General features: G+C 61.6%; 20 protein-coding genes and 1 pseudogene. 3 read left to right on the top strand and 18 right to left on the bottom strand.

All coding sequences use genetic code 11. The features are described from left to right. Positions 1-240: 240 nt before the first annotated feature. The gene (locus tag RGV59_RS29955; protein WP_126585464.1) at positions 241-1641 is read left to right on the top strand and encodes a lactate dehydrogenase; all 1401 of its coding nucleotides are present in this window, start codon (positions 241-243) and stop codon (positions 1639-1641) included. 239 nt (positions 1642-1880) lie between these two features. Beyond that, positions 1881-2939, top strand: a complete 1059-nt coding sequence (gene nadA, locus RGV59_RS29950) for a quinolinate synthase NadA (RefSeq protein ID WP_046490080.1) — start codon at positions 1881-1883, stop codon at positions 2937-2939. Between the two features lie 63 nt (positions 2940-3002). Here nadA and RGV59_RS29945 read toward each other — a convergent pair whose 3' ends face one another. The 13 genes from RGV59_RS29945 to RGV59_RS29885 form a co-directional block, all read right to left on the bottom strand. Continuing rightward, the gene (locus RGV59_RS29945) at positions 3003-3491 is read right to left on the bottom strand and encodes an RDD family protein (protein WP_017847138.1); all 489 of its coding nucleotides are present in this window, start codon (positions 3489-3491) and stop codon (positions 3003-3005) included. A 105-nt stretch (positions 3492-3596) separates the two neighbouring features. Continuing rightward, positions 3597-3812, bottom strand: coding sequence for a cold-shock protein (locus tag RGV59_RS29940; RefSeq protein WP_017847139.1), 216 nt, complete (start codon positions 3810-3812; stop codon positions 3597-3599). A 389-nt stretch (positions 3813-4201) separates the two neighbouring features. Further along, on the bottom strand, positions 4202-5326 hold the full coding sequence (gene gcvT, locus RGV59_RS29935) for a glycine cleavage system aminomethyltransferase GcvT (protein ID WP_046490083.1): 1125 nt from the start codon (positions 5324-5326) through the stop codon (positions 4202-4204). A 39-nt stretch (positions 5327-5365) separates the two neighbouring features. Then, entirely contained in the window at positions 5366-6742 is a 1377-nt protein-coding gene (locus tag RGV59_RS29930; protein WP_017847141.1) for an L-serine ammonia-lyase, read from the bottom strand. Positions 6743-6907: 165 nt separating this feature from the next. Beyond that, positions 6908-9748 carry an aminomethyl-transferring glycine dehydrogenase gene (gene gcvP, locus RGV59_RS29925; RefSeq protein ID WP_046490085.1) on the bottom strand — a complete coding sequence of 947 codons (2841 nt, stop codon included), beginning with the start codon at positions 9746-9748 and terminating at the stop codon, positions 6908-6910. A 10-nt stretch (positions 9749-9758) separates the two neighbouring features. Further along, complete coding sequence (gcvH, locus tag RGV59_RS29920; RefSeq protein WP_126585430.1) at positions 9759-10142, bottom strand: glycine cleavage system protein GcvH; 384 nt, start codon at positions 10140-10142, stop codon at positions 9759-9761. Between the two features lie 413 nt (positions 10143-10555). Continuing rightward, positions 10556-12064, bottom strand: a complete 1509-nt coding sequence (locus RGV59_RS29915) for a sigma-54-dependent transcriptional regulator (protein ID WP_017847144.1) — start codon at positions 12062-12064, stop codon at positions 10556-10558. 118 nt (positions 12065-12182) lie between these two features. Continuing rightward, the gene (locus RGV59_RS29910) at positions 12183-12545 is read right to left on the bottom strand and encodes a DUF5064 family protein (RefSeq protein WP_017847145.1); all 363 of its coding nucleotides are present in this window, start codon (positions 12543-12545) and stop codon (positions 12183-12185) included. Between the two features lie 18 nt (positions 12546-12563). Next, a complete protein-coding gene (gene arcC, locus RGV59_RS29905) occupies positions 12564-13493 on the bottom strand; it encodes a carbamate kinase (RefSeq protein WP_017847146.1) in 930 nt (309 codons plus the stop codon). Between the two features lie 170 nt (positions 13494-13663). Beyond that, complete coding sequence (locus tag RGV59_RS29900; RefSeq protein WP_017847147.1) at positions 13664-14674, bottom strand: ornithine carbamoyltransferase; 1011 nt, start codon at positions 14672-14674, stop codon at positions 13664-13666. Between the two features lie 69 nt (positions 14675-14743). Further along, positions 14744-16000: an arginine deiminase gene (gene arcA, locus RGV59_RS29895; RefSeq protein WP_017847148.1), complete on the bottom strand. Its 1257-nt coding sequence runs from the start codon at positions 15998-16000 to the stop codon at positions 14744-14746. Between the two features lie 24 nt (positions 16001-16024). Continuing rightward, complete coding sequence (gene arcD, locus RGV59_RS29890) at positions 16025-17452, bottom strand: arginine-ornithine antiporter (RefSeq protein WP_026140052.1); 1428 nt, start codon at positions 17450-17452, stop codon at positions 16025-16027. 520 nt (positions 17453-17972) lie between these two features. Continuing rightward, positions 17973-18953: an IS5-like element IS1384 family transposase gene (locus tag RGV59_RS29885; RefSeq protein WP_010466230.1), complete on the bottom strand. Its 981-nt coding sequence runs from the start codon at positions 18951-18953 to the stop codon at positions 17973-17975. A gap of 133 nt (positions 18954-19086) precedes the next feature. On the opposite strand from RGV59_RS29885, the pseudogene arcD (RGV59_RS29880) reads away from it, so the two are divergent. Further along, positions 19087-20513: pseudogene (gene arcD, locus RGV59_RS29880) on the top strand (arginine-ornithine antiporter). A gap of 59 nt (positions 20514-20572) precedes the next feature. Here the strand turns inward: arcD (RGV59_RS29880) and RGV59_RS29875 are convergent. From RGV59_RS29875 to RGV59_RS29855, 5 genes are all read right to left on the bottom strand, one after another. Then, positions 20573-21922 (bottom strand): CoA transferase, encoded by a 1350-nt coding sequence (locus RGV59_RS29875; RefSeq protein ID WP_126585429.1) that lies wholly within the window; start codon positions 21920-21922, stop codon positions 20573-20575. Positions 21923-21962: 40 nt separating this feature from the next. Beyond that, positions 21963-23306 (bottom strand): sensor histidine kinase, encoded by a 1344-nt coding sequence (locus RGV59_RS29870; protein ID WP_046490093.1) that lies wholly within the window; start codon positions 23304-23306, stop codon positions 21963-21965. Between the two features lie 67 nt (positions 23307-23373). Then, complete coding sequence (locus tag RGV59_RS29865) at positions 23374-23841, bottom strand: LTXXQ domain protein (RefSeq protein ID WP_126585428.1); 468 nt, start codon at positions 23839-23841, stop codon at positions 23374-23376. Between the two features lie 169 nt (positions 23842-24010). Beyond that, positions 24011-24688, bottom strand: coding sequence for a response regulator transcription factor (locus RGV59_RS29860; protein ID WP_046382270.1), 678 nt, complete (start codon positions 24686-24688; stop codon positions 24011-24013). A gap of 7 nt (positions 24689-24695) precedes the next feature. Then, positions 24696-25103 carry a translation initiation factor 2 gene (locus tag RGV59_RS29855; protein ID WP_126585427.1) on the bottom strand — a complete coding sequence of 136 codons (408 nt, stop codon included), beginning with the start codon at positions 25101-25103 and terminating at the stop codon, positions 24696-24698. Positions 25104-25153: the final 50 nt, after the last annotated feature.

Raw genomic sequence — 25153 nt, 5'->3', positions numbered from 1 at the left:
TAATGCTGTCAATGCGCGGCGTATCTTGGCTAGATTGGAGGCTAAGCTTTCAAGACATGGACTGTCATGACTACGCTAACTCCGATCATCGCTAGCAATCCCCTCATTGTTCGCGCTGTAGCCACACCGCTCGCCATTTCGGCGAACACTGTCGATGTCTTGCCGGTGCGACCAGCGTCGGTGGTCAGCCTCGGTAATCCGGCTGCCGATGTTGTTGATATCTACTCCCGAGACGGGCAAATGCCGGGTCGGGAAAGTGTGCGGGCCTGGGAAAATAGCAGCCAGGACGCAGTCAGCAAGATCATCAACACCCGCTTTAACTCGACCTCCACGGCCAGTCGCTACAGCGGCTTGGGGGCAGCATTGGTGGCGCAGTTCGCCAAAGGCGGCGGCGCGGATATTTCACAGTCGGTGCTCAACATCACGGCCGACCGGGCCGGGGACGCCGGTGCGATCAAGGCCGACCAGACCGTGCTGCACAATAAGGCCGAGAATCAGGTCAGCCTCAGCATCAAGACCGCCAGCGGCAAGACCGTCACCTTCAGCCTGTCCAGCCAGAAAGATGGCCTGGGCGTGCAGGCCACGGTGGAGGGGGGCGATTTGAGTGCTGACGAGCTCAAGGCCGTCGGTCAACTGGGCAGTGCCTTCCAAGCCTCGGTTGATGGACTGACCGCTGTGCCGCCAAAACTCGACCTAAGCCAATTGACTCAGTTTGATTCAAAGGTGCTCGCGTCCGTAGACCTTAATGCCAAGGTGACGTCCCAGGGTCGCGATGACCTGACTCTGGCCTTTCACGCCGATAGCCAGAGCCGCACCACACGCATGAGTGGCCCGGCGGGTAGCATTGACCTGGCGGTGGACCTGAAAAACGCGGCGATCCTCGGCGATGCCAAACAGCAGGCCAACGCGCTGAAAACCTACCTCGCCCAGTTCGACCGGGTGGAAAAGCGAGGGAGTGCCAACGCTGACTTGATGGCGATGTTCAAAGACGCGTTCAGCGTCATGAACAGTAACTATCCACAAGGCGCTGGCGCCGTGGAAGCCTTGAGCAACAATCCGAGCGACAAAGGCTTGCTGACCGGTCTGGCGGACTTCAAGGCTTCCATCAAGCAGGCCGTAGACAGCTCCAACCCGATGCGCCCTTCAGAGGTCGACAGCTTTTCTTACAACGTGTCGCAAAAAACCCAGGTTAATGGTCGCAGCAGCGCGGATCGCAGCGTCACCCAGAACCAGCAATCGGTGCTTTCGGCGAGCTTCCACAAAGGCCTTGATGGTGGGAAACCGCCGGTGTTTGATGGCAGTCGCGAATCACAGAATTACCTGTATGTGCAAGTACAGGACAGGGCCAGCAGCACCGCGAGCTTTGCCTATAAAGACAGCCAATTGACCCGTGCTTCCGTCACACAGTCGGCTTCCCAGAATACCCACACGCAGAAGTATGTGATGGCCAACCTGGTAGAAGACACCGTGGTGCCGAAGGAAGGCTCATCCAAGCGTGACTACCTGGCGCTGCTCGAACACGCGGGCAGGGAAAGCAAAAAATCCAAGGATGCGCTGGAGCAGTCGACGTTGAAGGATGCATTGGCGAAGATGCATGACTCAGTCCTGTTGCAGGATGATCCGGATGTGCTGATGCGCTGAGGTTCATCGTGGTCAACGCGCGAAGCCCCAGTGATGCGCCTTCGCGTTTTTTTGCCCGACAGATGCGTCGCGCCATGCCAGATTAGGCTTTTGAATCCATTCGATATTCTGTAGCCTTGCGCAGCTTCACCTTAACCCGTGCTTGATGACATCATCACTTCGTCCGGCGGCGCCTGAAGGGCTCCAGAGCCGGTGGTACACTCGACTTTCGCGCAACGGCGCCTGCAGGTCTTGCGAACATGACGCAAATTTCCGAACGCCTTCTGGTTCAAGCCCACCTCGACGCCAAGCAGCCCAAGGCCCTCAGTGCCGAGGAAGAGGCTAGCCTGCGTACCGCCATCGCCGCCGAGCTCAAAGCTCAGGACGCGGTGCTGGTCGCCCACTTCTATTGCGATCCGGTGATTCAGGCCCTGGCCGAAGAAACCGGCGGCTGTGTCTCCGACTCCCTTGAAATGGCACGCTTCGGCGCTGCTCACCCGGCCAAGACCGTACTGGTCGCCGGTGTGCGTTTCATGGGCGAGACTGCCAAAATCCTCACCCCCGAAAAACGCATCCTGATGCCGACCCTGGAAGCCACGTGCTCCCTCGACCTGGGCTGTCCGGTGGAGGAGTTTTCCGCGTTCTGCGATCAATACCCCGAGCGCACGGTGGTGGTGTATGCCAACACCTCGGCGGCGGTCAAGGCGCGGGCGGACTGGGTGGTGACTTCCAGTTGCGCGCTGGAAATCGTCGAAAGCCTGATGGACAACGGCGAGACCATTATCTGGGGGCCGGACAAGCACCTGGGTACTTACATTCAGCGCCAGACCGGTGCCGACATGCTGCTGTGGGACGGTGCGTGCATCGTCCACGAAGAGTTCAAGTCCAAGCAGCTGGAAGACATGAAGGCGCTGTACCCGGACGCGGCGATCCTGGTCCACCCGGAATCCCCGACCTCGGTGATCGAACTGGCGGATGCAGTGGGTTCCACCAGCCAACTGATTGCCGCCGCTCAGCGTTTACCGAACAAAACGTTCATTGTCGCCACCGACCGCGGCATTTTCTACAAGATGCAGCAGCTGTGCCCGGACAAGGTCTTCGTCGAAGCGCCTACCGCCGGCAACGGCGCGGCGTGCCGCAGTTGCGCGCACTGCCCGTGGATGGCGATGAATACGCTGGAGCGCACGCTGCAGTGCCTGCGTGAGGGCAGCAACGAGATCTTCGTCGAGCCTTCGGTGATCCCGCAGGCGGTGCGCCCGCTCAAGCGCATGTTGGACTTCACCCAGGCTGCGCGCCTGAAGCTGGCCGGCAACGCCTGACCCGGTCGAACATGTGGGAGGGGGCTTGCCCCCACCCACATTTTGATCCGCACCAGCAGGGCGTTATTTTTTCCGCTTCGGAACCTGCACCAACTGCGTGTCGGAGTAGATGTCGTGCCAACTGCGTTTCTGCTTGTCGAACAGTGACCAGATAAAGCCCAGCCCCACGCACAACCACGATGCAATCGACACCACAAAGCGCAACAGCGCCTGCCACAGGCTGATCCGCGAGCCGTCGGCGTTCTGTACGCGCACGCCCCACACCTGCATGCCCAGGGTCTGCCCGGAATGGGTCCAGAACTTGGCGAAGAAGCCAAACAGCACGAAGAACAGAATCGTCGACAGCAGCGGGTCGCCGTCCAGCGCGCCGGATTCGGTGAGGGTACGCATTTTGGCTTCGCCCACGAACGCTATCCACACCAGCTTGTAGAGAAAGGCCGTGACAATCAGTAGCGCCGTGCAGAGGAGGAAGTCATAGAACATCGCTGCCAGACGACGGCCCAGGCCAACGGCGGGGAAGTCGCCTTGGGGGCTCAGCAGGGGTTTGGACATGGCCGGCTCTCTGAAGAAAAAAAGCATTTTACGGCGCAATGCCCTTACCGCGCCCATAAAAAAGCCCCTGATGTCACCATCAGGGGCTTTTTGTCGCAGGAGGGATCAGCCTTCGGCGATCACTTCGTCAGCCTGCATGCCTTTCTGGCCTTGCACGGCGACGAAAGACACTTTCTGGCCTTCTTTCAGGCTCTTGAAGCCGTTGCCCTGAATAGCGCGGAAATGCACGAACAGATCCGGACCGCTTTCTGGAGTGATAAAACCAAACCCTTTCTCGTCGTTAAACCACTTGACGGTACCGCTCTGACGTTTATCCGACATTTTCTTATTTCCTTGACGCTAAAAATGAATGACAGCCCCTTTCGCATGAAAGAGTACTGGGCTGGGTTGCAGGAAAGTAAGAGACGTCGAACGGGTTGTAGCAAACTTTGGCTACTGCCCAGGTCCAGGTTCCAAGCGACCCATGCAAACACAGTGAGCAAACTCTACGTCAACTAATGGAGAAAAAACAAGCCCTGCGCAAAGCCCAGGTTTTGCTCGGCTTTGTGGCACTTGGGGGAACAATGGGCGGACGACTTATTCGATAGAAATGGTCACTTGTTATAGGTTGACCCCTATAACAATGACTATCGTCAATGCACTGTTTTATGGCGGTTGCGTTACAGATTAGTGCGCGTTAACGCAACCGCGTTACTTATAGAAACAATCAATCAGCCGCGGTAGTACCGTTGCGGCACAAATGGCATTTTACTTACACGAAGTGGCACCTTTTTCCCACGCACCAGTGCAGAAACTTCGGTATCCAACGCAGTGAACGCGCTGTCCAGGTAGGCCATCGCCAACGGGCCGCCGAGGCTCGGGCCAAAGCCGCCGCTGCAGACGCTGCCGACCACGGTGCCGTGTTCGTCGACGATTTCCGCACCTTCACGCACGGGTGTGCGCTCCTGAGGCAGCAGGCCGACACGTTTGCGGCTCACACCGGCTTGCTGCTGGGTAAAGATCCGGTCGGCGCCGGGAAAGCCACCGGCACGAGCGCCGTCGGCGCGACGGGCCTTGGAGATCGCCCAGAGCAGGCTGGCTTCGATCGGGGTGGTGTCGGTGTTCATGTCGTGGCCATACAGGCACAGGCCGGCTTCCAGGCGCAGCGAGTCGCGGGCGCCCAGGCCGATGGCCTGGACTTCGGTCTCGGCCAGCAGGCTGCGGGCCAGGCTTTCGGCGTGGGCGGCGGGCACCGAGATTTCAAAGCCGTCTTCACCGGTGTAGCCGGAGCGGCTGACGTAGCAGTCCACGCCCAGCAGGCGCAGGGACGTGAATTGCATGAAGGTCATCTTGGTCACTTCAGGGGCCAGGCGTGCCAGCACTTTTACCGCTGCCGGGCCTTGCAGGGCGAGCAGGGCGCGTTCTTCGAACAGCGGCTCGATGCTGCACTGGTCGCCAATCCTGGCGCGCAGGTGCGCCAGGTCCTGGTCCTTGCAGGCCGCGTTGACCACCAGGAACAGCTCGTCGTTCCCCAGGTTGGCCACCATCAGGTCGTCGAGAATACCGCCCTGCTCGTTGGTGAACATGGCATAGCGCTGCATGCCTACGGGCAGGTCGATGATATCCACCGGCACCAGGGTTTCCAGGGCTTTGGCGGCATTGGCGCCGGTCAGGCGGATCTGGCCCATGTGAGACACGTCGAACAGCCCGGCCTGATCACGGGTGTGCAGGTGTTCTTTCATCACGCCCAATGGGTATTGCACCGGCATGTCGTAGCCGGCGAAGGGCACCATGCGCGCGCCGAGTTCGATGTGCAGCGCGTGCAACGGGGTTTTCAACAGGGTTTCGGTGGACATATTCAGCTCCTGAAAAACGTGCGGACGCGCTTCTAAGCGTCAGCACTCGATAATGTTGACCGCCAAACCGCCACGGGCGGTTTCCTTGTATTTGCTTTTCATGTCAGCGCCGGTCTGGCGCATGGTGCGGATGACCTTGTCGAGGGACACAAAATGCTGCCCATCGCCGCGCAAGGCCATACGCACTGCGTTGATGGCTTTGACCGAGCCCATGGCATTGCGCTCGATGCAGGGCACTTGCACCAGGCCGCCGATCGGGTCGCACGTCAGGCCGAGGTTGTGTTCCATGCCGATCTCGGCGGCGTTTTCGACCTGGGACACGCTGCCGCCCAACACTTCGCACAGCGCACCGGCGGCCATCGAGCAGGCCACGCCGACTTCACCCTGGCAGCCAACCTCGGCACCGGAGATCGACGCGTTTTCCTTGTACAGAATCCCGATCGCGGCGGCGGTGAGCAGAAAGCGCACTACGCCGTCTTCACTCGCGCCGGGGATAAAACGCATGTAGTAATGCAGCACCGCCGGCACAATCCCGGCCGCACCGTTGGTCGGCGCGGTGACCACGCGCCCGCCGTTGGCGTTTTCTTCGTTGACCGCCAGCGCGTACAGGTTGACCCAATCGAGTACCGACAACGGGTCGCGCAGGGCCGACTCCGGGTTCTTGCACAGCTGGCGATGCAGGGCGGCGGCACGACGCTTGACCTTCAAGCCCCCCGGCAAGATCCCTTCATTGCGACAGCCAGCGTCCACACAGTCCTGCATCACCTGCCAGATCTTCAGCAGGCCGTTGCGGGTTTCGGCTTCGGGGCGCCAGGCACTTTCATTGGTCAGCATCACCTGGCTGATGGACAGCCCGTAGGTGGCGCAATGACCGAGCAAGTCCTTGGCGCTCTTGAACGGGAAGGTCAGCGGCGTCGCGTCTTCGACGATCCGGTCGGCGCCGGCAGCGTCTTCATCTACCACAAAGCCACCGCCCACCGAGTAGTACTCGCGGCTGCGGATCTGGATGCCGGCGGCGTCGAAGGCACGGAAGATCATGCCGTTGGGGTGATAGGCGAGGGGTTTGCGAATCATCGCCAGGTGTTCTTTCTCGTTGAACACAATGCTGTGTTCGCCGAGCAGGTTCAAACGGCCGGCGCTGCGCATCTGTGCCAGGCGCGTGGCGACGGTTTCTGTGTTCACGGTGTCCGGGTGTTCGCCTTCCAGGCCGAGCAGCACGGCCTTGTCGCTGCCGTGGCCTTTGCCGGTGGCGCCGAGTGAGCCGTAGAGTTCCACCTTGACGCAGGTGGTGGCGCTCAGCAGGTCGTCACGGCGCAAGCCCTCGACAAAGCGCGCGGCGGCGCGCATCGGGCCGACGGTGTGGGAGCTGGAGGGGCCGATGCCAATCTTGAACAGGTCGAACACGCTTAACGACATGAGTTGTTCTCCAGGTTCTTATTATTCTTGAGGTCATACGCGGTCAAGTGTGGGAGGGGCGGTGCGACGATTCGACTTGCCCCCGATGAGGGGGTGTCAGTCACCAGATTTATCAACTGACACTCTGCCATCGGGAGCAAGCCCCCTCCCACATTCTTGACCAGGTTATGCGTAGCTCTCGATCGAAGGGCAGGCGCACACGAGGTTGCGATCGCCGAACACGTTGTCGACCCGGCCGACCGGCGGCCAGTACTTGCCGTCGATCAACGACGCCAGCGGGTACACCGCTTGTTCACGGCTGTAAGGGTGGCTCCATTCGCCCACCAGTTCCGCCGCAGTGTGCGGGGCGTTTTTCAGCGGGTTGTCGTCCTTGTCCAAGGTGCCGTTTTCCACCGCGCGGATTTCTTCGCGGATGGCGATCATCGCGTCGCAGAAGCGGTCCAGTTCTTCCCTGGATTCGCTTTCGGTCGGCTCGATCATCAAGGTGCCGGCCACCGGGAACGACATGGTCGGCGCGTGGAAGCCGAAGTCGATCAGGCGCTTGGCCACGTCATCCACGCTGATGCCGCTGCTGTCTTTCAACGGGCGCAAGTCCAGGATGCATTCATGCGCCACCAGGCCGTTGCTGCCGGTGTAGAGCACTGGGTAGTGCTCTTCCAGGCGACGGGAAATGTAGTTGGCATTCAGGATCGCCAACTGCGAAGCGCGCTTGAGGCCCGCGCCGCCCATCATGCTGATGTACATCCAGGTGATCGGCAGGATGCTCGCGCTGCCGAACGGCGCCGCGCACACCGCGCCTTCCTTGCGTGCCATGGCCGCGTGGCCGGGCAGGAATGGGGCCAGGTGGGATTTGACGCCGATCGGGCCAACGCCCGGGCCGCCGCCGCCGTGGGGGATGCAGAAGGTCTTGTGCAGGTTCAGGTGCGAGACGTCGCCGCCGAACTTGCCCGGCGCGCACAGGCCGACCATGGCGTTCATGTTGGCGCCGTCGATGTACACCTGGCCGCCGTTGTCGTGAATGATCCCGCAGATCTCGCGGATACCTTCTTCGAACACGCCGTGGGTCGACGGGTAGGTGATCATCAGCGCGGCGAGGTAGTCGCGGTGCTCGATGGCTTTGGCGCGCAGGTCTTCGATGTCGACGTTGCCGCGCGCGTCGCAAGCGGTCACCACCACGCGCATGCCGGCCATGTGGGCGGTGGCCGGGTTGGTGCCGTGTGCCGACGACGGGATCAGGCAGATGTCGCGGTGCTGATCGCCACGGCTCTGGTGATAGGCGCGAATCGCCAACAAGCCCGCGTATTCGCCCTGGGAACCGGCGTTCGGTTGCAGCGAGATGGCGTCGTAGCCGGTGGCCGCGCAGAGCATGGCTTCCAGGTCGGAGGTCAATTGCAGGTAGCCGGCGCTTTGTTCGGCCGGGGCGAATGGGTGCAGGGCACCGAATTCGGCCCAGGTCACCGGGATCATTTCGCTGGCGGCGTTGAGCTTCATGGTGCAGGAGCCCAGCGGGATCATGGTGCGGTCCAGCGCCAGGTCCTTGTCGGCCAGCTTGCGCAGGTAGCGCATCAGCTCGGTTTCCGAGTGATAACGGTTGAACACCGGGTGGGTCAGGATCGGCGACTGACGCAGCAGCGCGGCCGGCAGGCTGCCTTCGACCTTGGCGGCGAAGTCCGGCAGGGCTTTACCGTCGGCAAACAGTGCCCACAAGGTTTCGATATCGGCCTGGGTGGTGGTTTCGTCGACCGACAGGCCGAGACGTTCGGCGTCGACCACACGCAGGTTGATGCGCTGGGCGCGGGCCTGGTCGTGCAGGGCGGCGGTGCGGGCGCCGGTGTTGAGGGTCAGCGTGTCGAAGAAGTGTTCTTGCTCGACTTTCAGGCCCAGGCCGCGCAGGCCGTTGGCCAGGATCGCGGTCAACTGGTGAATGCGCTGGGCGATCTGGGTCAGGCCTTTGGGGCCGTGGTACACGGCGTACATGCTGGCGATGTTGGCGAGCAGGACCTGGGCGGTGCAGATGTTGCTGGTGGCTTTCTCGCGGCGGATATGTTGCTCGCGGGTCTGCATGGCCAGGCGCAAGGCCGGCTTGCCGAAGCGGTCGACCGAAACACCGACCAGGCGGCCCGGCATGTCGCGCTTGAACGCATCCCTGGTGGAGAAGTACGCCGCGTGCGGGCCGCCGAAGCCCAGCGGGACGCCGAAGCGTTGCGCGCTGCCGATGGCCACGTCGGCGCCGAATTCACCCGGTGGGGTCAGCACGGTCAGCGCCAGCAGGTCGGCGGCCACGGCCACCAGGGCGTTGGCGGCGTGGAAGCGTTCGGTCAGCTCGCGATAGTCGAACACGTCGCCGTTGCTGGCCGGGTATTGCAGCAGGGCGCCGAAGAACGGGCTGACATCGCTCAGTTCGCGTTCATCGCCCACCACCACGTCGATGCCCAGCGGCTCGGCACGGGTGCGCAGCACGTCGAGGGTTTGCGGGTGGCTGTGGATCGAGGCGAAGAAGGCATTACTGGCCTTGTTCTTGCTCAGGCGCTTGCAGAAGGTCATGGCTTCGGCGGCGGCGGTGGCTTCGTCGAGCAGCGAGGCGTTGGCGATCGGCAGGCCGGTGAGGTCGCTGATCAGGGTCTGGAAATTCAGCAGCGCTTCCAGGCGGCCCTGGGAAATTTCCGGTTGGTACGGGGTGTAGGCGGTGTACCAGGCCGGGTTTTCGAGGAGGTTGCGCAGGATCGGCGACGGCGTGTGGCAGTTGTAGTAGCCCTGGCCGATGTAGGTCTTGAACAGTTGGTTCTGGCTGGCGATGGCTTTGATCCTGGCCAGGGCCTCGGCTTCGCTCAAGCCATCTTCCAGGCCGAGCACGCTGGTGCCCTTGATGCTTTCCGGGATCACACTGGCGCTCAGGGCTTCCAGGGAGTCGAAGCCCAGGCTGGCGAGCATCTGCTGCTCATCTTCCTGGCGCGGGCCGATGTGGCGGGCGATGAATTCGTTGGCGGTGCTCAAGTTGATCGTCATGGCGCGCTCCTCAGGCTTCGGCGTTGGCTTTGATCAGGCGGTCATACGCATCCTGATCCAACAGCGTAGTCACTGCGTCGACATCGGCAGGTTTAAAGCGGAAGAACCAGCCTTCGCCCATCGGGTCTTCGTTGACCAGTTCCGGGCGGCCCTCCAGCTCGGCGTTCACTTCGAGCACTTCGCCGTCCAGGGGCATGTACACGCCGCTGGCGGCTTTGACTGACTCGACGGTGGACGCCTCGGCGCCTTTTTCGTAAGCCTGCAACTCTGGCAGTTGCACGAAAACCACATCACCCAGCGCATTTTGCGCGAATGCGGTGATACCCACGGTGACGCTGCCGTCAGCTTCGGCGCGCAGCCATTCGTGATCTTCAGTGAAACGCAACTCGCTCATGGAAACTCCTCGGGGGCCAGATTCGTCTGGTGGACGGGATTGGAATAATGGGGAGTTGCTTAGCAATATCGCGGCCAATGTCATTAAGTGCTTATAAATCAATAACTTGATAAATATGACAAATGCGTTGCCGGCTGAGGCTGTAGCGATTTCGCTACAGTTCGGTGCTGGAAAAAAGCCTATGTGGATCAAAGCCTTGCATGGCGCGCAAAAAGCAGGGCTGTAGCGATATCGTTACGCTGTAGCGCTTTCAGTACAGTTGATGTCGTTCTCAGACCCAATTGGGAATGCGAGCCCTGTAGGCGCGAGCTTGCTCGCGAAGATCGTCAACGATGATGTGGGAAGCCTGGATGAGCGCGGTGCCCTTGGGTTTTTCGCGAGCAAGCTCGCTCCTACAGTGGACAGCGCCCAGATCAGGGTTTGTTGGGGATGCCGTATTTGCGCAGGCGATGGGCGATAGCGGTGTGGGAGGTTTGCAGGCGGCTTGCCAACTGGCGGGTCGAGGGGTAGCTGGCGTAGAGCTTCTCCAGCAGGCTGCGTTCGAAGTCTTCCACGGCCTGTTCCAGGCTGGTGATTTCGCTGTCGCTCTGACGTGCGACCGAGGTGCCGGCGATGTCCAGGTCGCCGATGTCCACCAGGCTGCTTTCACAGATGGCGGCGGCGCGGAAGATCACGTTCTGCAACTGCCGCACGTTGCCCGGCCAGCGGTTGCCGAGCAAGGCCGGGTAAGTGCCGGGGGCCAGGCGGCAGACCGGGCGCTGGATCTGCGCGCAGGCCTGCTGCATGAAGTAGCGCGCCAGCAGCAGGATGTCCTGGCCGCGCTCGCGCAGGGGCGGCACTTCGACATTGAGGACGTTGAGGCGATAGAACAGGTCTTCGCGAAAGGTGCCCTCGGCGACCATCTTCTCCAGGTCGCGGTGGGTGGCGCTGAGGATACGCACGTTCACCTTCACTTCGCGGTCGCCGCCTACCCGGCGAAAGCTGCCGTCGTTGAGAAAGCGCAGCAGCTTGGCCTGCAGGTACGGCGACATTTCGCCGATCTCATCGAGGAACACCGTGCCCTGGTTGGCCAGTTCCATCAGCCCCGGCTTACCGCCGCGCTGGGCCCCGGTAAAGGCGCCGGGGGCGTAGCCGAACAGTTCGCTTTCGGCGAGGTTTTCCGGCAGCGCCGCGCAGTTCAACGCCAGGAACGGCGCACTGCAGCGTGCGCTGATGGCGTGGCAGGCCCGCGCCACCAGCTCTTTGCCGGTGCCGGTCTCGCCCTGGATCAACAGCGGCGCATCGAGTACCGCGACACGCTGCGCGCGCGCCTTGAGGGTGCGGATCGCCGGCGACTCGCCGAGCAGCGCATCGAAACCTTCGGCATGGTCGTGGTGCAGCGCCGACAATTGTTCGCCGATGCGGTTGGGCTGGTAGAGGCTGAGCAGGGCACCGGCATCGGTGATCGGCGTCGCCTCCAGCAGCAAGGTCTGGCCGTTGACGCTGATCTCGCGCAGAGGCAAGCGAAAGCCTTGCTCCAGCAAGGTGTCGAGCAAGGCCGGATCGTTGAACAGTTCGCTGATGCTTTCGCCGGCCGGTTCGCGACCGTACAAGGCGATCAACGCCGGGTTGGCCAGCAGGATCTTGCCTGCGCTGTCCAGGGCCAGCACCGGGTCGGTCATGGCCGCCAGCAGGGCGTCGAGTTGCAGGTGGCGGCGTTGGCCGGGGAGGATGTCCACCACGGTCACTGCCTGCACGCCGTTGACGCTGAACAGCGCGTCCCGCAGCTCTTCGAGGACTTCGGCGCTCAGGGTCGGCGCGTCGATGTAGACGTTGGGCGGCACCATCTCGACCGCGTCCAGGTTGAGATTGCGCCCACCGAGCAAGGCCAGGACTTCCTGGGTAATGCCGACGCGGTCGATGAAGCTGACGTGGATACGCATGGGGCGGCTGACAATTCTGGGGAGCGAGAGGCGGCAAGTATGCCAGACAGGGGGGAGATCAAAAATGGGGGAGGGGCGGTGCGACGATTCGACTTGCCCCTCCCACATTTGGACCGAGTTATGCGAGGTGTTCGGGGTTGACGGGGTCGCCGGGCTTCACATTCAACTGATGCCGCACATCTTCGAACATCAAGTCGTACTGCTTGTGCATCTCGCCATTGAGTGTCGCGATCTTCGGCATCCCGTACTTCTGCGCGATATTCATCGCGTGCCGGGCAAAGTCGAAGGCCTGGTCCTTGGGCAGGAAGAATTCTTCCTTGAGGTCCTTGCCCTCCACAGAACCATGCAGGGTGAACAGCATCCCCTGGCCTTCCTTGGGGTGCTGGCTGATTTCATAGTCGATGCACAGGTTGTAGCTGTAGTCGTCTTTGTTCAGCGCGTGACGTTCGATGTGCAAGTGCCCGGGTTCAAAGGTAGCCATAGGCATTTCTCCTCAACTTCACAGATAACGGATGCCAGGGGTCGCTGTGCTGACACGGGTGCCGGCGGTGCCCTGGACGATGGCTTCGATGTCCGAGAGTGAACCGATCACCGCGGTTTTGCCAGTCTGGCGGGCGAACTCGCAGGCCGCTTGGACCTTGGGCCCCATGGAACCGGCGGCGAAACCGAGTTTTTCCATGTCGTCCGGGTGGGCCTGACTGATAGCCTTCTGGGTGGGTTTGCCGTAGTCGATGAACGCCGCGTTGACGTCGGTGGCGATCACCAGCAAATCGGCTTCCAGTTGCGAAGCCAGCAGCGATGAGCACAGGTCTTTGTCGATGACCGCTTCAATGCCGCGCAGTTTGCCGTCTTCGCCATACATCGTCGGGATACCGCCACCGCCGGCGCAGATCACGATGCTGCCTTTCTCCAGCAGCCATTGGATCGGGCGAATTTCAAAGATGCGTTTCGGCCGCGGGCTGGCCACCACGCGACGGTATTTATCGCCATCCGGGGCAATGGTCCAGCCTTTCTCCGCGGCGAGTTTCTCGGCTTCGGCCTGGGAGTACACCGGGCCGATCGGTTTGCTGGGTTTTTTGAAGGCCGGGTCGTTGGCGTCCACTTCGACCTGGGTGAGCAGGGTGGCAAACGGGACTTCGAAGTCCAGCAGGTTGCCCAGTTCCTGTTCGATGATGTAACCGATCATGCCTTCGGTTTCGGCACCGAGCACGTCCAGCGGGTACGGCGAGACGCTGGTGTAGGCCGCTGCCTGCAACGACAGCAGGCCGACTTGCGGACCATTGCCGTGGGCGATCACCAGCTCGTTGCCGGAATGGATCTTGGCAATCTGTTCGGTGGCGATTCGGATATTGGCGCGTTGGTTGTCCGCTGTCATGGGTTCACCACGGCGGAGCAGGGCGTTACCGCCCAGTGCAACGACGATACGCATAATGCAATCCTTCTAGAGTTCAGCGTGTGAACACAGGACTAAGTGTGGGAGGGCGCTTGCTCCCGATGGCGGGCTAACATTCAATACTTGTGTCGACTGATACACCGCTATCGGGGGCAAGTCCCCTCCCACATTTTGACCGTGTTCCTACAGTAGGCGTTGTGTCGAAATCAGATATCCGCCAACGCCGACACCAGGATCGCCTTGATGGTATGCATGCGGTTTTCCGCCTGTTCAAAGGCAATGTTGGCCGGGGATTCAAACACCTCTTCGGTCACTTCCACGCCATTGGCCAGGTTCGGATAACGCGTGGCGATGTCCTTGCCGACCTTGGTTTCGCTGTTATGGAACGCCGGCAGGCAGTGCATGAACTTCACCCGGGGGTTGCCCGAGGCTTTCATCATCTTGGCGTTGACCTGGTACGGCAGCAGTTGCTCGATACGCTCGTCCCACGCTTCCACTGGCTCACCCATGGACACCCAGATATCGGTGTGGATGAAGTCCACGCCCTTCACCGCTTCAAGAGGGTCTTCGGTGATGGTGATGCGCGCGCCGCTTTCTTCGGCAAAGGCCTGGCACTGTTTGATGAAGTCTTCGTGGGGCCACAGGGCTTTCGGCGCGCCGATACGCACGTCCATGCCCAGCTTGGCGCCGATCATCAGCAGCGAGTTGCCCATGTTGTAGCGCGCGTCGCCCAGGTAGGCGTAGCTGATGTCATGCAGCGGCTTGTCGCTGTGTTCGCGCATGGTCAGGGTGTCGGCGATCATTTGGGTCGGGTGGAATTCGGCGGTCAGGCCGTTGAACACCGGCACACCGGCGAACTTGGCCAGTTCTTCGACGATTTCCTGCTCGAAGCCACGGTATTCAATGGCATCGAACATCCGACCGAGGACGCGGGCGGTGTCTTTCATGCTTTCTTTGTGGCCGATCTGCGACGACACCGGGTCGATGTAGGTGACGTGGGCACCCTGGTCGTGGGCCGCCACTTCGAAGGCGCAGCGGGTGCGGGTCGAGGTTTTTTCGAAGATCAGCGCGATGTTCTTGCCCTTGAGGTGCGCGCGCTCGGTGCCGGTGTATTTGGCGCGTTTGAGGTCGCGGGACAGGTCCAGCAGGTAGTGCAGCTCGCGGTTGGTGTGGTGCATCAGCGACAGCAGGCTGCGGTTGCGCATGTTGAAAGCCATGGTGGATCTCCTTGTGTTCAGGTTATCCCCTTAGCCGACGCCTTGTGGGCGGCGGCCAAGGCCTGGAAATTAATAGTCGATAGGGTCGCGGATGATCGGACAGGTCATGCAGTGGCCGCCGCCACGGCCACGGCCGAGTTCACCGGCACTGATGGTGATGACTTCCACGCCGGACTTGCGCAGCAGGGTGTTGGTGTAGGTGTTGCGGTCGTAGCCGATCACCACGCCAGGCTCCAGGGCCACGACGTTGTTGCCGTCGTCCCACTGCTCGCGCTCGGCGGCGAAGCTGTTGCCGCCGGTTTCGACCACACGCAGGGTTTTGAGCTTGAGGGCGGTGGCGACCACGTCGAGGAAGCTTGCGTCTTCACGGCGCACATCGATGCCACCGGGCTTGCTGTCGTCCGGGCGCAGGCTGAAGGCGACGATCTGGCTGACCACTTCGGGGAAGATGGTGACCAGGTCGCGGTCGCAGAAGCTGAACACGGTATCCAAGTGCATCGCTGCGCGGGATTTCGGCAGGCCGGCGACGATGACGCGCTCGACGGCTTTGTGCTTGAACAGGTTCAGCGCCAGTTGGCCGATGGCCTGGCGCGACGAACGCTCGCCCATGCCGATCAACACCACGCCGTTGCCGAGCGGCATGACGTCACCGCCTTCGAGGGTGGCGTTGCCATGATCCTGGTCCGGGTCGCCGTACCAGATCTGGAAGTCGGCGTTGGTGAACTCGGGGTGGAATTTGTAGATGGCGCTGGCCAGCAGGGTTTCCTGGCGTCGCGCCGGCCAGTACATCGGGTTCAGCGTCACGCCGCCAAAGATCCAGCAGGTGGTGTCGCGGGTGAACTGGGTGTTCGGCAGCGGCGGCAGGATGAAGCTGGAGTGGCCGAGGAAATCGCGGAACATCTCGATGGTCTTGCCACCGAAGCTGTCCGGCAGGTCATCGGCCGACACGCCACCGATCAGGAACTCGGCGATTTTGCGCGGCTCCAGGCTGCGCAGCCACGAGCCGACTTCGTTGATCAGGCCGAGGCCGACCTGGTTGGCGGTGATCTTGCGTTCCAGAATCCAGTCCAGGGCTTCGGGGATGGCGACGATATCGGTCAACAGGTTGTGCATTTCCAGCACATCAATGTCCCGTTCGCGCATCTTGGTGACAAAGTCGAAATGGTCGCGCTTGGCCTGGGCCACCCACAGCACATCATCGAACAGCAGTTCATCGCAGTTGTTGGGGGTCAGCCGCTGGTGGGCCAAACCTGGGGAGCACACCATGACTTTACGCAGTTTGCCGGCTTCGGAATGTACGCCGTACTTCACTTTTTCCGTGGTCATTACAGATCCTCCAGTGAGCAACAATTACATAGTCAGGAAGCCGGCGTAGAGGCCATAGGCAGCCACCAGGGCGCCAACGACCACCGCAGCGAAAATCAGCTTCTCGACGTTGGTGAAAATCGGTTTGCCCAGTTCATGCTTGGCCTTGGCGAACAGAATCGCGCCAGGGGCATAGAGCAGGGCGGAGAGCAGCAGGTATTTGGTACCGCCGGCGTAGAGCAGCCAGACCGCATAGATCAGCGCGATCGCGCCGATGATCAGGTCCTTTCTGCGCTCGGCCGGGGCGTTTTCGTAGGTCTCGCCACGTACCGCCAGCAGCAGCGCATAAGCTGCCGACCACAGGTAAGGCACCAGGATCATCGAGGTGGCGAGGTAGATCAGCGACAGGTACGTGCTGGCGGAAAACAGGGTAATCACCAGGAACACCTGGACCAGTGCGTTGGTCAGCCACAGGGCATTGGCCGGCACGTGGTTGGCGTTCTCGCGGCGCAGGAACTCCGGCATGGTGTGGTCCTTGGCGGCGGCGAACATGATCTCCGCACACAGCAGCACCCACGACAGCAGCGCGCCGAGCAGCGAGATGACCAGGCCGACGCTGATCAACACGGCGCCCCAGTGGCCCACGACGTGCTCCAGCACGGCAGCCATCGACGGGTTCTGCAGCTTGGCCAGTTCCGGTTGGGTCATGATGCCCAGGGACAGCACGTTGACCAGCATCAGGAACAGCAACACGGTGATAAAGCCGATCACAGTGGCCTTGCCCACGTCGCTGCGTTTTTCGGCCCGCGCCGAGAAGATGCTTGCGCCTTCGATGCCGATGAACACCCACACGGTGACCAGCATCATGTTGCGCACTTGGTTCATCACGCTGCCCAGGTCCGGGTTTTTCAGGCCCCAGATGTCAGCGGTGAAGATGTCCAGCTTGAACGCGAATACGGCGATCAGCACGAACAGCACCAGCGGCACGACCTTGGCGACGGTGGTCACCAGGTTGATGAACGCCGCTTCCTTGATCCCGCGCAATACCAGGAAATGCACGGCCCACAGCAGCACCGAAGCGCCAATCACCGCGGCCGGGGTGTTGCCCTCGCCAAAGATCGGGAAGAAGTAGCCGAGGGTGCTGAACAAGAGCACGAAGTAGCCGACGTTGCCCAGCCAGGCGCTGATCCAGTAACCCCAGGCGGACGAGAAGCCCATGTAGTCGCCGAAGCCGGCCTTGGCGTAGGCATATACGCCGCCGTCGAGATCGGGTTTGCGGTTAGCCAGGGTCTGGAACACAAACGCCAGGGTCAACATGCCTACAGCCGTAATCACCCAGCCAATCAGGACGGCGCCGACATCGGCGCTGGCCGCCATGTTTTGCGGCAGAGAGAAGATCCCGCCGCCAATCATTGAACCCACGACAAGTGCAACCAGTGCGCCAAGTCGAAGTTTTCCGGCAGATTCAGACATTGCATGACTCCAATGCAGGAGAAGAGAGACCACAGAATAATTCCGTGCGCTAATCAAACAGCTGACTTAGATCACATCATTGGCACATTCCATTGTGAATTAATGACTTAGAGTGAAAATGCCGTGCGCGCGATAGTGCCGCCAAGGCGCTCGTCGTAGAGCCTCTATGCGCTTTTTTATTATTAAGGTTTCCCAATTGCCGGGACGTTTCAAGCTAGTCCCTTTTGGTGAATGTGCAAACTTTTTCCGGGCCGGCTTGGCAAGACGCTCAAAACCTTAAAGTTCAATACTTATTTAATTTATAAATTTGACTAAACTCTGTTTTTTGACATGCCTTTGGGTTATTAGAGCCTGCGTTTTATTCGCGATATCTAAGGATGGTCTGAAGTAGCCATGTATTTCCCCGGCATACCACCTAGCGCAACTTTTAAACTCGCCAAATGATCAAAAAACAATCAATTCGACGAGTATTTCTTACGTTTTCGCCACCCGGACCCCACTCCGGTGGCCATTTCCCGCATTACAGGCGCACCTCTCCTGCATTCGTCAGTAAATGTCGGCGCGCCATCCACAGGTTCGACAGAGCGAACAGTGTCACCAGTTGCGCCGTGTTTTTGGCCAAGCCGCGAAAGCGCACCTTGGTGTAACCGAACTGGCGCTTGATTACCCGGAACGGATGCTCGACCTTGGCGCGCACCTGAGCCTTGGCCTTTTCAATCTTGCGCTTGGCTTTGTACAGCACGCTGCGCTTATCGAGTTTTTTGTAGGTGCTGCGGCGTGCCGCCACCTGCCAGATAACTTCACGTCCTTCATGCTCGGGCCGCTTTTCGACACCGGTGTAGCCTGCATCGGCGCAGACCACGTTTTCGTCGCCATGCAGCAATTTGTCCACCTGGGTGACATCCGCCACATTGGCCGCCGTGCCCACTACGCTGTGCACCAGACCCGATTCGTCATCGGCGCCGATGTGGGCCTTCATGCCAAAATAATACTGGTTTCCCTTCTTGGTCTGGTGCATTTCCGGGTCGCGCTTGCCGTCCTTGTTCTTGGTCGAACTGGGCGCATTGATCAGCGTTGCATCGACGATGGTGCCCTGGCGCAGCGACAGGCCGCGGTCGCCCAGATAGCCATTGATGACAGCGAGGATGCCGGCCGCCAGCTCGTGTTTCTCCAGCAAGCGGCGGAAGTTGAGAATGGTGGTTTCGTCGGGGATGCGCTCCAGGTTCAGCCCGGCAAACTGGCGCAGGATCGTGGTTTCGTACAGCGCTTCCTCCATCGCTGGATCGCTGTAGCCGAACCAGTTCTGCAGCAGATGCACACGCAGCATCGCCATCAACGGGTAGGCCGGACGGCCACCTTCACCTTTCGGATAATGTGGCTCGATCAAAGCAATCAAGCCCTTCCACGGCACCACCCGATCCATCTCGATCAGGAACAACTCCTTGCGGGTTTGCTTGCGCTTGCCAGCGTACTCGGCGTCGGCGAAGGTCATCTGCTTCATCGGGAAACTCGGTGGGTGGGGTCGCGGTATTTTGCCAAATCAGAAAGTCTTTTTCAGAGTTTCCCTAATAAACGCTAACGCGCCTGCGTAAATTAGTTGAGTACACGGTGGTTCTTTTAATTCTGGAGAATTCATGTCGCAATCGTCTGAAAAGCTTCGACTCAGCGCCTTGATCGCCCTGGTGGTGGGCTCCATGATCGGCGGCGGGATTTTTTCCCTGCCACAAAATATGGCCGCGCGCGCGGAAGTCGGCGCGGTATTGATCGGCTGGGCGATCACCGCCGTGGGCATGCTGACCCTGGCATTTGTGTTCCAGACCCTGGCCAACCGCAAACCCGAGCTGGATTCCGGGGTGTATGCCTACGCCAAGGCCGGTTTCGGCGACTACATGGGCTTCTCGTCCGCCTGGGGTTACTGGATCAGTGCGTGGATGGGCAACGTCGGTTACTTCGTGTTGCTGTTCAGCACCCTTGGCTATTTTTTCCGGTATTCGGTGAGGGCAATACGCCTGTGGCCATCGGCTGCGCCTCGATGTTGCTGTGGGCCGTGCATTTTCTGGTGATGCGCGGGATCAAGGAGGCGGCGTTCATCAACCAGATCACCACCGTGGCCAAGCTCGTGCCGCTGTTGATGTTCGTGGTCATCGCCGGCGTGGCGTTCAAGGCCGATGTCTTCACCGCCGACATCTGGGGCCTGGGCAAGCCGCATTTCGGCAGTGTGATGAATCAAGTGCGCAACATGATGCTGGTCACGGTGTTCGTGTTCATCGGCATCGAGGGCGCCAGCGTGTACTCGGCGCGGGCGCAGAAGCGCTCGGACGTGGGCCGGGCCACGGTGATCGGGTTTCTCGGTGTGCTGGCGCTGCTGGTGCTGGTGAATCTGCTGTCCCTGGGGATCATGAGCCAGGCGGAACTGGCGCAATTGCAGAACCCGTCCCTGGCCGGCGTGCTGGAGCACATCGTCGGTCCCTGGGGCGCGCTGCTGATCAGCATCGGTTTGGCGGTATCGCTGCTGGGCGCGTTGTTGTCATGGGCGCTGCTCTGCGCGGAAATCCTCTACGCCACGGCCCATGACAAGACCATGCCGGCCTTCCTGAAAAAGGAAAACGCCAATCAGGTGCCGGTCAATGCGCTGTGGCTGACCAATGTGATGATCCAGATATTCCTGGTGATCACGCTGTTTTCCGAAAGCACCTACACCACCCTGATTTACCTGGCTTCATCCATGATCCTGGTGCCTTACCTGTGGTCGGCAGCCTACGCGGTGTTGTTGAGCGGGCGCGGGGAAACCTACGAAGGCGCCCAGCGCCAGCGTCTGAAAGATCTGCTGGTGGGCCTGATTGCATTGGGCTACGCAGTGTGGCTGCTGTACGCCGGGGGGCTGAAGTATTTGCTGCTGTCGGCGTTGCTATATGCGCCGGGCGTGGTGCTGTTTGCCCTGGCCAAGCGCGAGCAGGGCCTGCCGTTGTTTACCCATGTGGAAAAAGGCATTTTCGCCTGTGTGATTGCGGGCGCGGGGTTGGCGGCGTATGGGCTGTATAGCGGGGTGTTGTCGTTATGAACTGGGTGGCTTGATCGTGTGGGCCTCATCGCGGGCACGCCCGCGATGGCGGTCTCAGGTCACCAGCGAGGCCGGTGCGACCCCAATTCCCCTGCCGGCAAATCCCACTGCAACGGTGTGCCGCTGATGGTCAGCGGCGCGAGCAATCGGTGCGCCGGTCCCCAGGCGGTTTGCTCCACCACCAGCCCCTGGTCTTCGAGGGCTTCGGCCCGCAATGCCGGTTGCTCCGGAACCGGCCCGGCCTCCATCAAGCATTTTGCCGTGCGCGCCAACGACAACTGCGCCGAGCCGCCACGGCCGGACGCCAAGCGCTCGCGAAGGGCCAGGATCGCGCTGGCCGCCATCAAGTAGCCGGTGGCGTGATCCAGCGCCTGCAACGGCAGCGGCACAGGTTTATCCGCGTGTTTCCAGGCCATGCCCGCGTCGGCGATGCCGCAGCTCATCTGCACCAGGCTGTCGAAGCCCCGGCGGTTACGCCACGGGCCGCTCCAGCCATAGGCGTTGAGGCTCACGTCGATCAGGCCGGGGGCGAGCTGCTGCAATGCGTGGGCGGTGTAGCCCAATTGCTCGAGGGCATCGGCGCGGTAACCGTGGAACAGGATATCGGTGTCTTTGAGCAACCCTTCGAAAACCTGGCGGTCTGCGGCGGTTTTCAGGTCCAGGCGCGCACAGCGTTTGCCCAGGGTCATTTCCGGCACCACGCCCGGCTCGTTCCAGGTCGGCGAGTCGATGCGCAACACGTCCGCGCCCAGCCCGGCGAGAAAACGACTGGCCACGGGGCCGGCCAGCACGCGGGTCAGGTCCAGCACTTTGAGGCCGGCCAGCGGGCGGGCCGCCGAGCCGCGCCAGAGCCTGTTGGCGGTGGGTTCAAAGGTTTGGCGCTGAACCAGGTGCTCGGCATTCACCGCCAAGCCTTGGGGATGTTGCTGCCAGGCCTGCCACGACCGCATCTGCGCGGCACAACCGCCGGCATCGACAATCGCCTGCTCCAGCTCGGCAGCGTTCCATGCGACGACCTTGCTCGCCATCTCGGCACGGTCAGCGACGTGGCCCAGCACCCGCTCGGCAGCCGCACGGTGATGGGGCGCGTTGGTGTGCAAGCGAATCCAGCCGTCGGCGCTGGCATAGTCGCCGGCCACCGGGTCCCACAGTGGCGGTACTTGCCAGCCTGTGGGGCGGATCGAAGAAGAGAACCAGAAAGACGCGAGGCGTCGGTCCACGCTCACGCTGGGCAAGCGCCCGGTCTGTTGCAGGATGAGTTGGGCAACTGCCTGGCCGGCGGCGCCGATGCTGGCGCAGGCCAGGTCGCTGACGGCGAAGATCGACGGCAAGGCGCCGGCCCCGGTCGAGGTCAGCGGGGTGCGCGGTAGATCGAGTGCGGCTTGGATGGGAGTCAGCAGGTCAGTCATCGAAGGCCCTCCATAAGAGAAGGGCCACTATAGAAGATCATCACACCGGTGTGACAACTCCCGGCGTCAATGGCAGCTCGATGCTGGCGCTGAAACCACCGTTGGGATGATTGGCCAGGATCAGGTTGCCGCCATGCCGTTCCGCTGCGCGCCGTGCAATCGCCAGGCCCAGGCCGTGGCCCTGCGCCGTTTGGCCGGGGGCGCGGTAGAACGGCTCGCCCAGTTGGCTCAGGTGCTCGGCTTCGACGCCGGGGCCGTGGTCGCGCACGCTGATCAGAATGCGTTCGCCCAGGCGGCGCGCCTGCAACTCGATCGGTTGGCCGGGCGGGTTGAAGCGCTGGGCATTGCGCAACAGGTTATCCACGGCGCGTTCGATCATGGTCGGCCAGCCTTTGAGGCGCAGGTCGGGATCGGCGCTCAGTTGCACCACTTGGTCTGGCGCGCTGAGTTGGGCGTCCTTTTGCAGGGTCTTGAGCAGCGGGATGAGGTCGACGTCTTCGGCACTGGCGTTGTCGGCATCGACCCGGGCCAGCACCAGGATTTCGCTGATCAGCGCTTCCAGGCGGTCGCACTCGCGGGTCAGGCGCGGCCAGAGTCTTTCCCGTTCCTCGGGGCCGGCCCGCTCGGCCAGGGCCAGGGCGATACGCAGGCGGGCCAGGGGCGAGCGCAGTTCGTGGGACACGTCTCGCAGCAGCTGGCGCTGGCTGCCGATCAGACTCTGCAAGCGTGCGCCCATGCGGTTGAAGTCGGTGGCGAGTACGCCGAACTCATCGCGGCGGTTGGCCAGTTGCGCCAGGCTGTTCTGCTGGTAGGTGGCCTGGCCGAGGTCGTGTACCGCGCCACGCAGGCGGCTTAAGGGGCGGGTGATGGACAGTGTCACCAGCAGGCTGAACAGGGTCAGCACCACCAGGGCAATCGCCAATGCGCTCAACGGCCACATCAGGCTGCTGCGGTGCCAGGCGTCCAGCTCCGGGTGGGGGATGCGATAGATCAGCAGGTAGGTGTCGCCGGTCTTTTCGCTGGTGTACTCGGCGGTCAGGCGCCGCCAGGGCAGGTGGCCGTCCTTGCTGTCGTTCTGCCGGGCTTCGAAGGCGGCGGCGCGGCGCGGAAAGGTGCCGCGTACCACGGGCTCGCCGCTTTCGTTGAGTACTTGCACGTCAATGTGATACTGACGCTTGCGCTGTTGCAGCAAGTCTTGGGCGGCGTCCTCGCCCTGGGCTTCGTAGAGTTGGGTCCACTCTTCGGCCAGGTTATTGAGGCCGGGGTGGCGGCTGAGAATCCAGGCGTCCTGGTTGAGCATATGCCCAAGCAGGATCGACAGCCCGGCAACCAAGGCGATAGCCAGCCAGAAACTGGCCAGGATGCGCCAGAACAATGAACGCACAGGAAACCCTCAAACAGGAAAAGCCCAGCGGCGTGAACCGCTGGGCTGGGGCAGTGAAGCTATCGCATTATTGCGCTTTTTGCGGCTGCTGCGCTTTCCAGGCCTGGAATTCCTTCCATTCGGCGCGGCGTTGTTCCTGTTTCTTGACGATCTCGTCGAATTTCTTCTGCTGGTCAGGCTTGAGTACGGCACGGATATCGGCTTGGGTTTTCTGCTTGCCGGCGGCGATTTCATCTTGCATGGCTTTCTGGTCAGCAGCCGGGAGTTTGTCCAGATACTTTTTGACCAGGTCTTTGCGAGCCTGCCATTGGCCACCCATCAGCTTGCCAATTTGCTCGCGCTGTTCCTTGCTCAAGTCCAGCTGGCTGAGCGGGCCACCTTTGCCACGCGGACCGTGTTCACCGCCGTGGCCTGGGCCACCCATCATCATGTGGCCTTCTGGGCCGCCCATCGGGCCTGGGCCGTCGGGCATTGCCGCCATGGCAACGGTGGGCAGGGCAGCAGCGAACATCAGAGCGATTAGGGTCTTGCGCATGGTGATTCTCCTGTCTCTATTCCGGTGAGTCCGGATGTGAGTAGATTACGGAGAACAAGGTCAGCGGCGGTCAGGTGTGGGTAAAGCTTGGGTAAAGAGGGTTTTGGCGGCGCCTGACAAAACCCTTGGGAACGAGCAGATCAACGGTGGGATCAGTGTGGCGCGGGGTTCAGAGGCTGTAGTAGTAGCCGCGGCTGCGCAGCGCCACGATCCGTGGCCGGCCATCCGGGTGCGGGCCGATCTTCTTGCGCAGGTTGCTGACGTGCATGTCGAGGCTGCGATCGTAGAGGGTCAACTTGCGGCCGAGGGCGATCTGCGCCAGTTCCTGTTTATCCAGCGGTTCGCCGGGCTGGCGCAGCAAGGCTTCGAGCAGGCGGCTTTCGGAGACGGTGAGGGTGAATTCCTGATTGTCGATGCTGACCACGCCGCGCACCGGGCTGAAGCACAGGTCGCCCAGTTCGAGCTGGGTCGACACGGCAGCCGGGTGGCTGCGACGCAGCACCGCGCGCAGGCGGGCAGTCAGTTCCCGCGGGTCGCAGGGCTTGGCCAGGTAATCGTCGGCGCCCAGTTCCAGGCCGAGGATGCGGTCCAGCGGCTCGCCCCGGGCCGACAGCATCAGCACCGGCAACTCCGGATGGTCGTTGCGCAATTGCTTGAGCAGCTCCAGGCCGCTGCCGTCGGGCAACATCACGTCGAGCACCACGGCCGCCGGGGCGCTGTCGGCCAAGGCTTTGCGGGCGCTCAAGCCGTCGTGGCAGGCGCGCACCTGGAAGCCTTCCTGGCCCAACCAACTGGTCAGCAGCTCGCAGAGCTCCTGGTCATCATCTATCAGTAACAGCTCGCTCATGACTCACTCAATTTAGCCATTGTCGACGGCGACGGTGCCCACCGCTGGCGAAGATCCCGCACAGCAAGGCGATCAGCGCGACGGCCGCGCCGGTGACAAACCACTGCTGCTGTTCGGTCAGCCATCGGGTCAAGCCGCCGCCCTGTACCTCTTTGAGTTGCTGGGCCAGGCGTTGGTTCTCTTGGCGCAAGCGACTCAACTGGGCACTTTCACGCGCAGCCTCCGTGGTTTGCAGTTGCTTGCTCAGTTCTTCACGCAGCCGTTCGCTTTCTTTCAAGCGTTGCTGCAATTCGGTGATCTGGCTGCCGGCGCTCAAGGACAGGGGCGTAGAACTGCCGGTGCTCGAGGTTTCTTCAGCGTGGGCCGTAGCCCCGATCATTAACACTGCCAACAGACACAACTGACGTAAGCGCATCGGAACTCCTGATTCCACACGAATATTCAGAACGTTGTCGGCAGGTTACC

The sequence above is a fragment of the Pseudomonas sp. FG1 genome (assembly GCF_034313875.1).
Taxonomy (GTDB): Bacteria; Pseudomonadota; Gammaproteobacteria; order Pseudomonadales; family Pseudomonadaceae; genus Aquipseudomonas; species Aquipseudomonas veronii.
The sequence above is the reverse complement of the archived record's forward strand: the minus strand, read 5'-3'. Positions and strand labels throughout refer to the sequence as shown.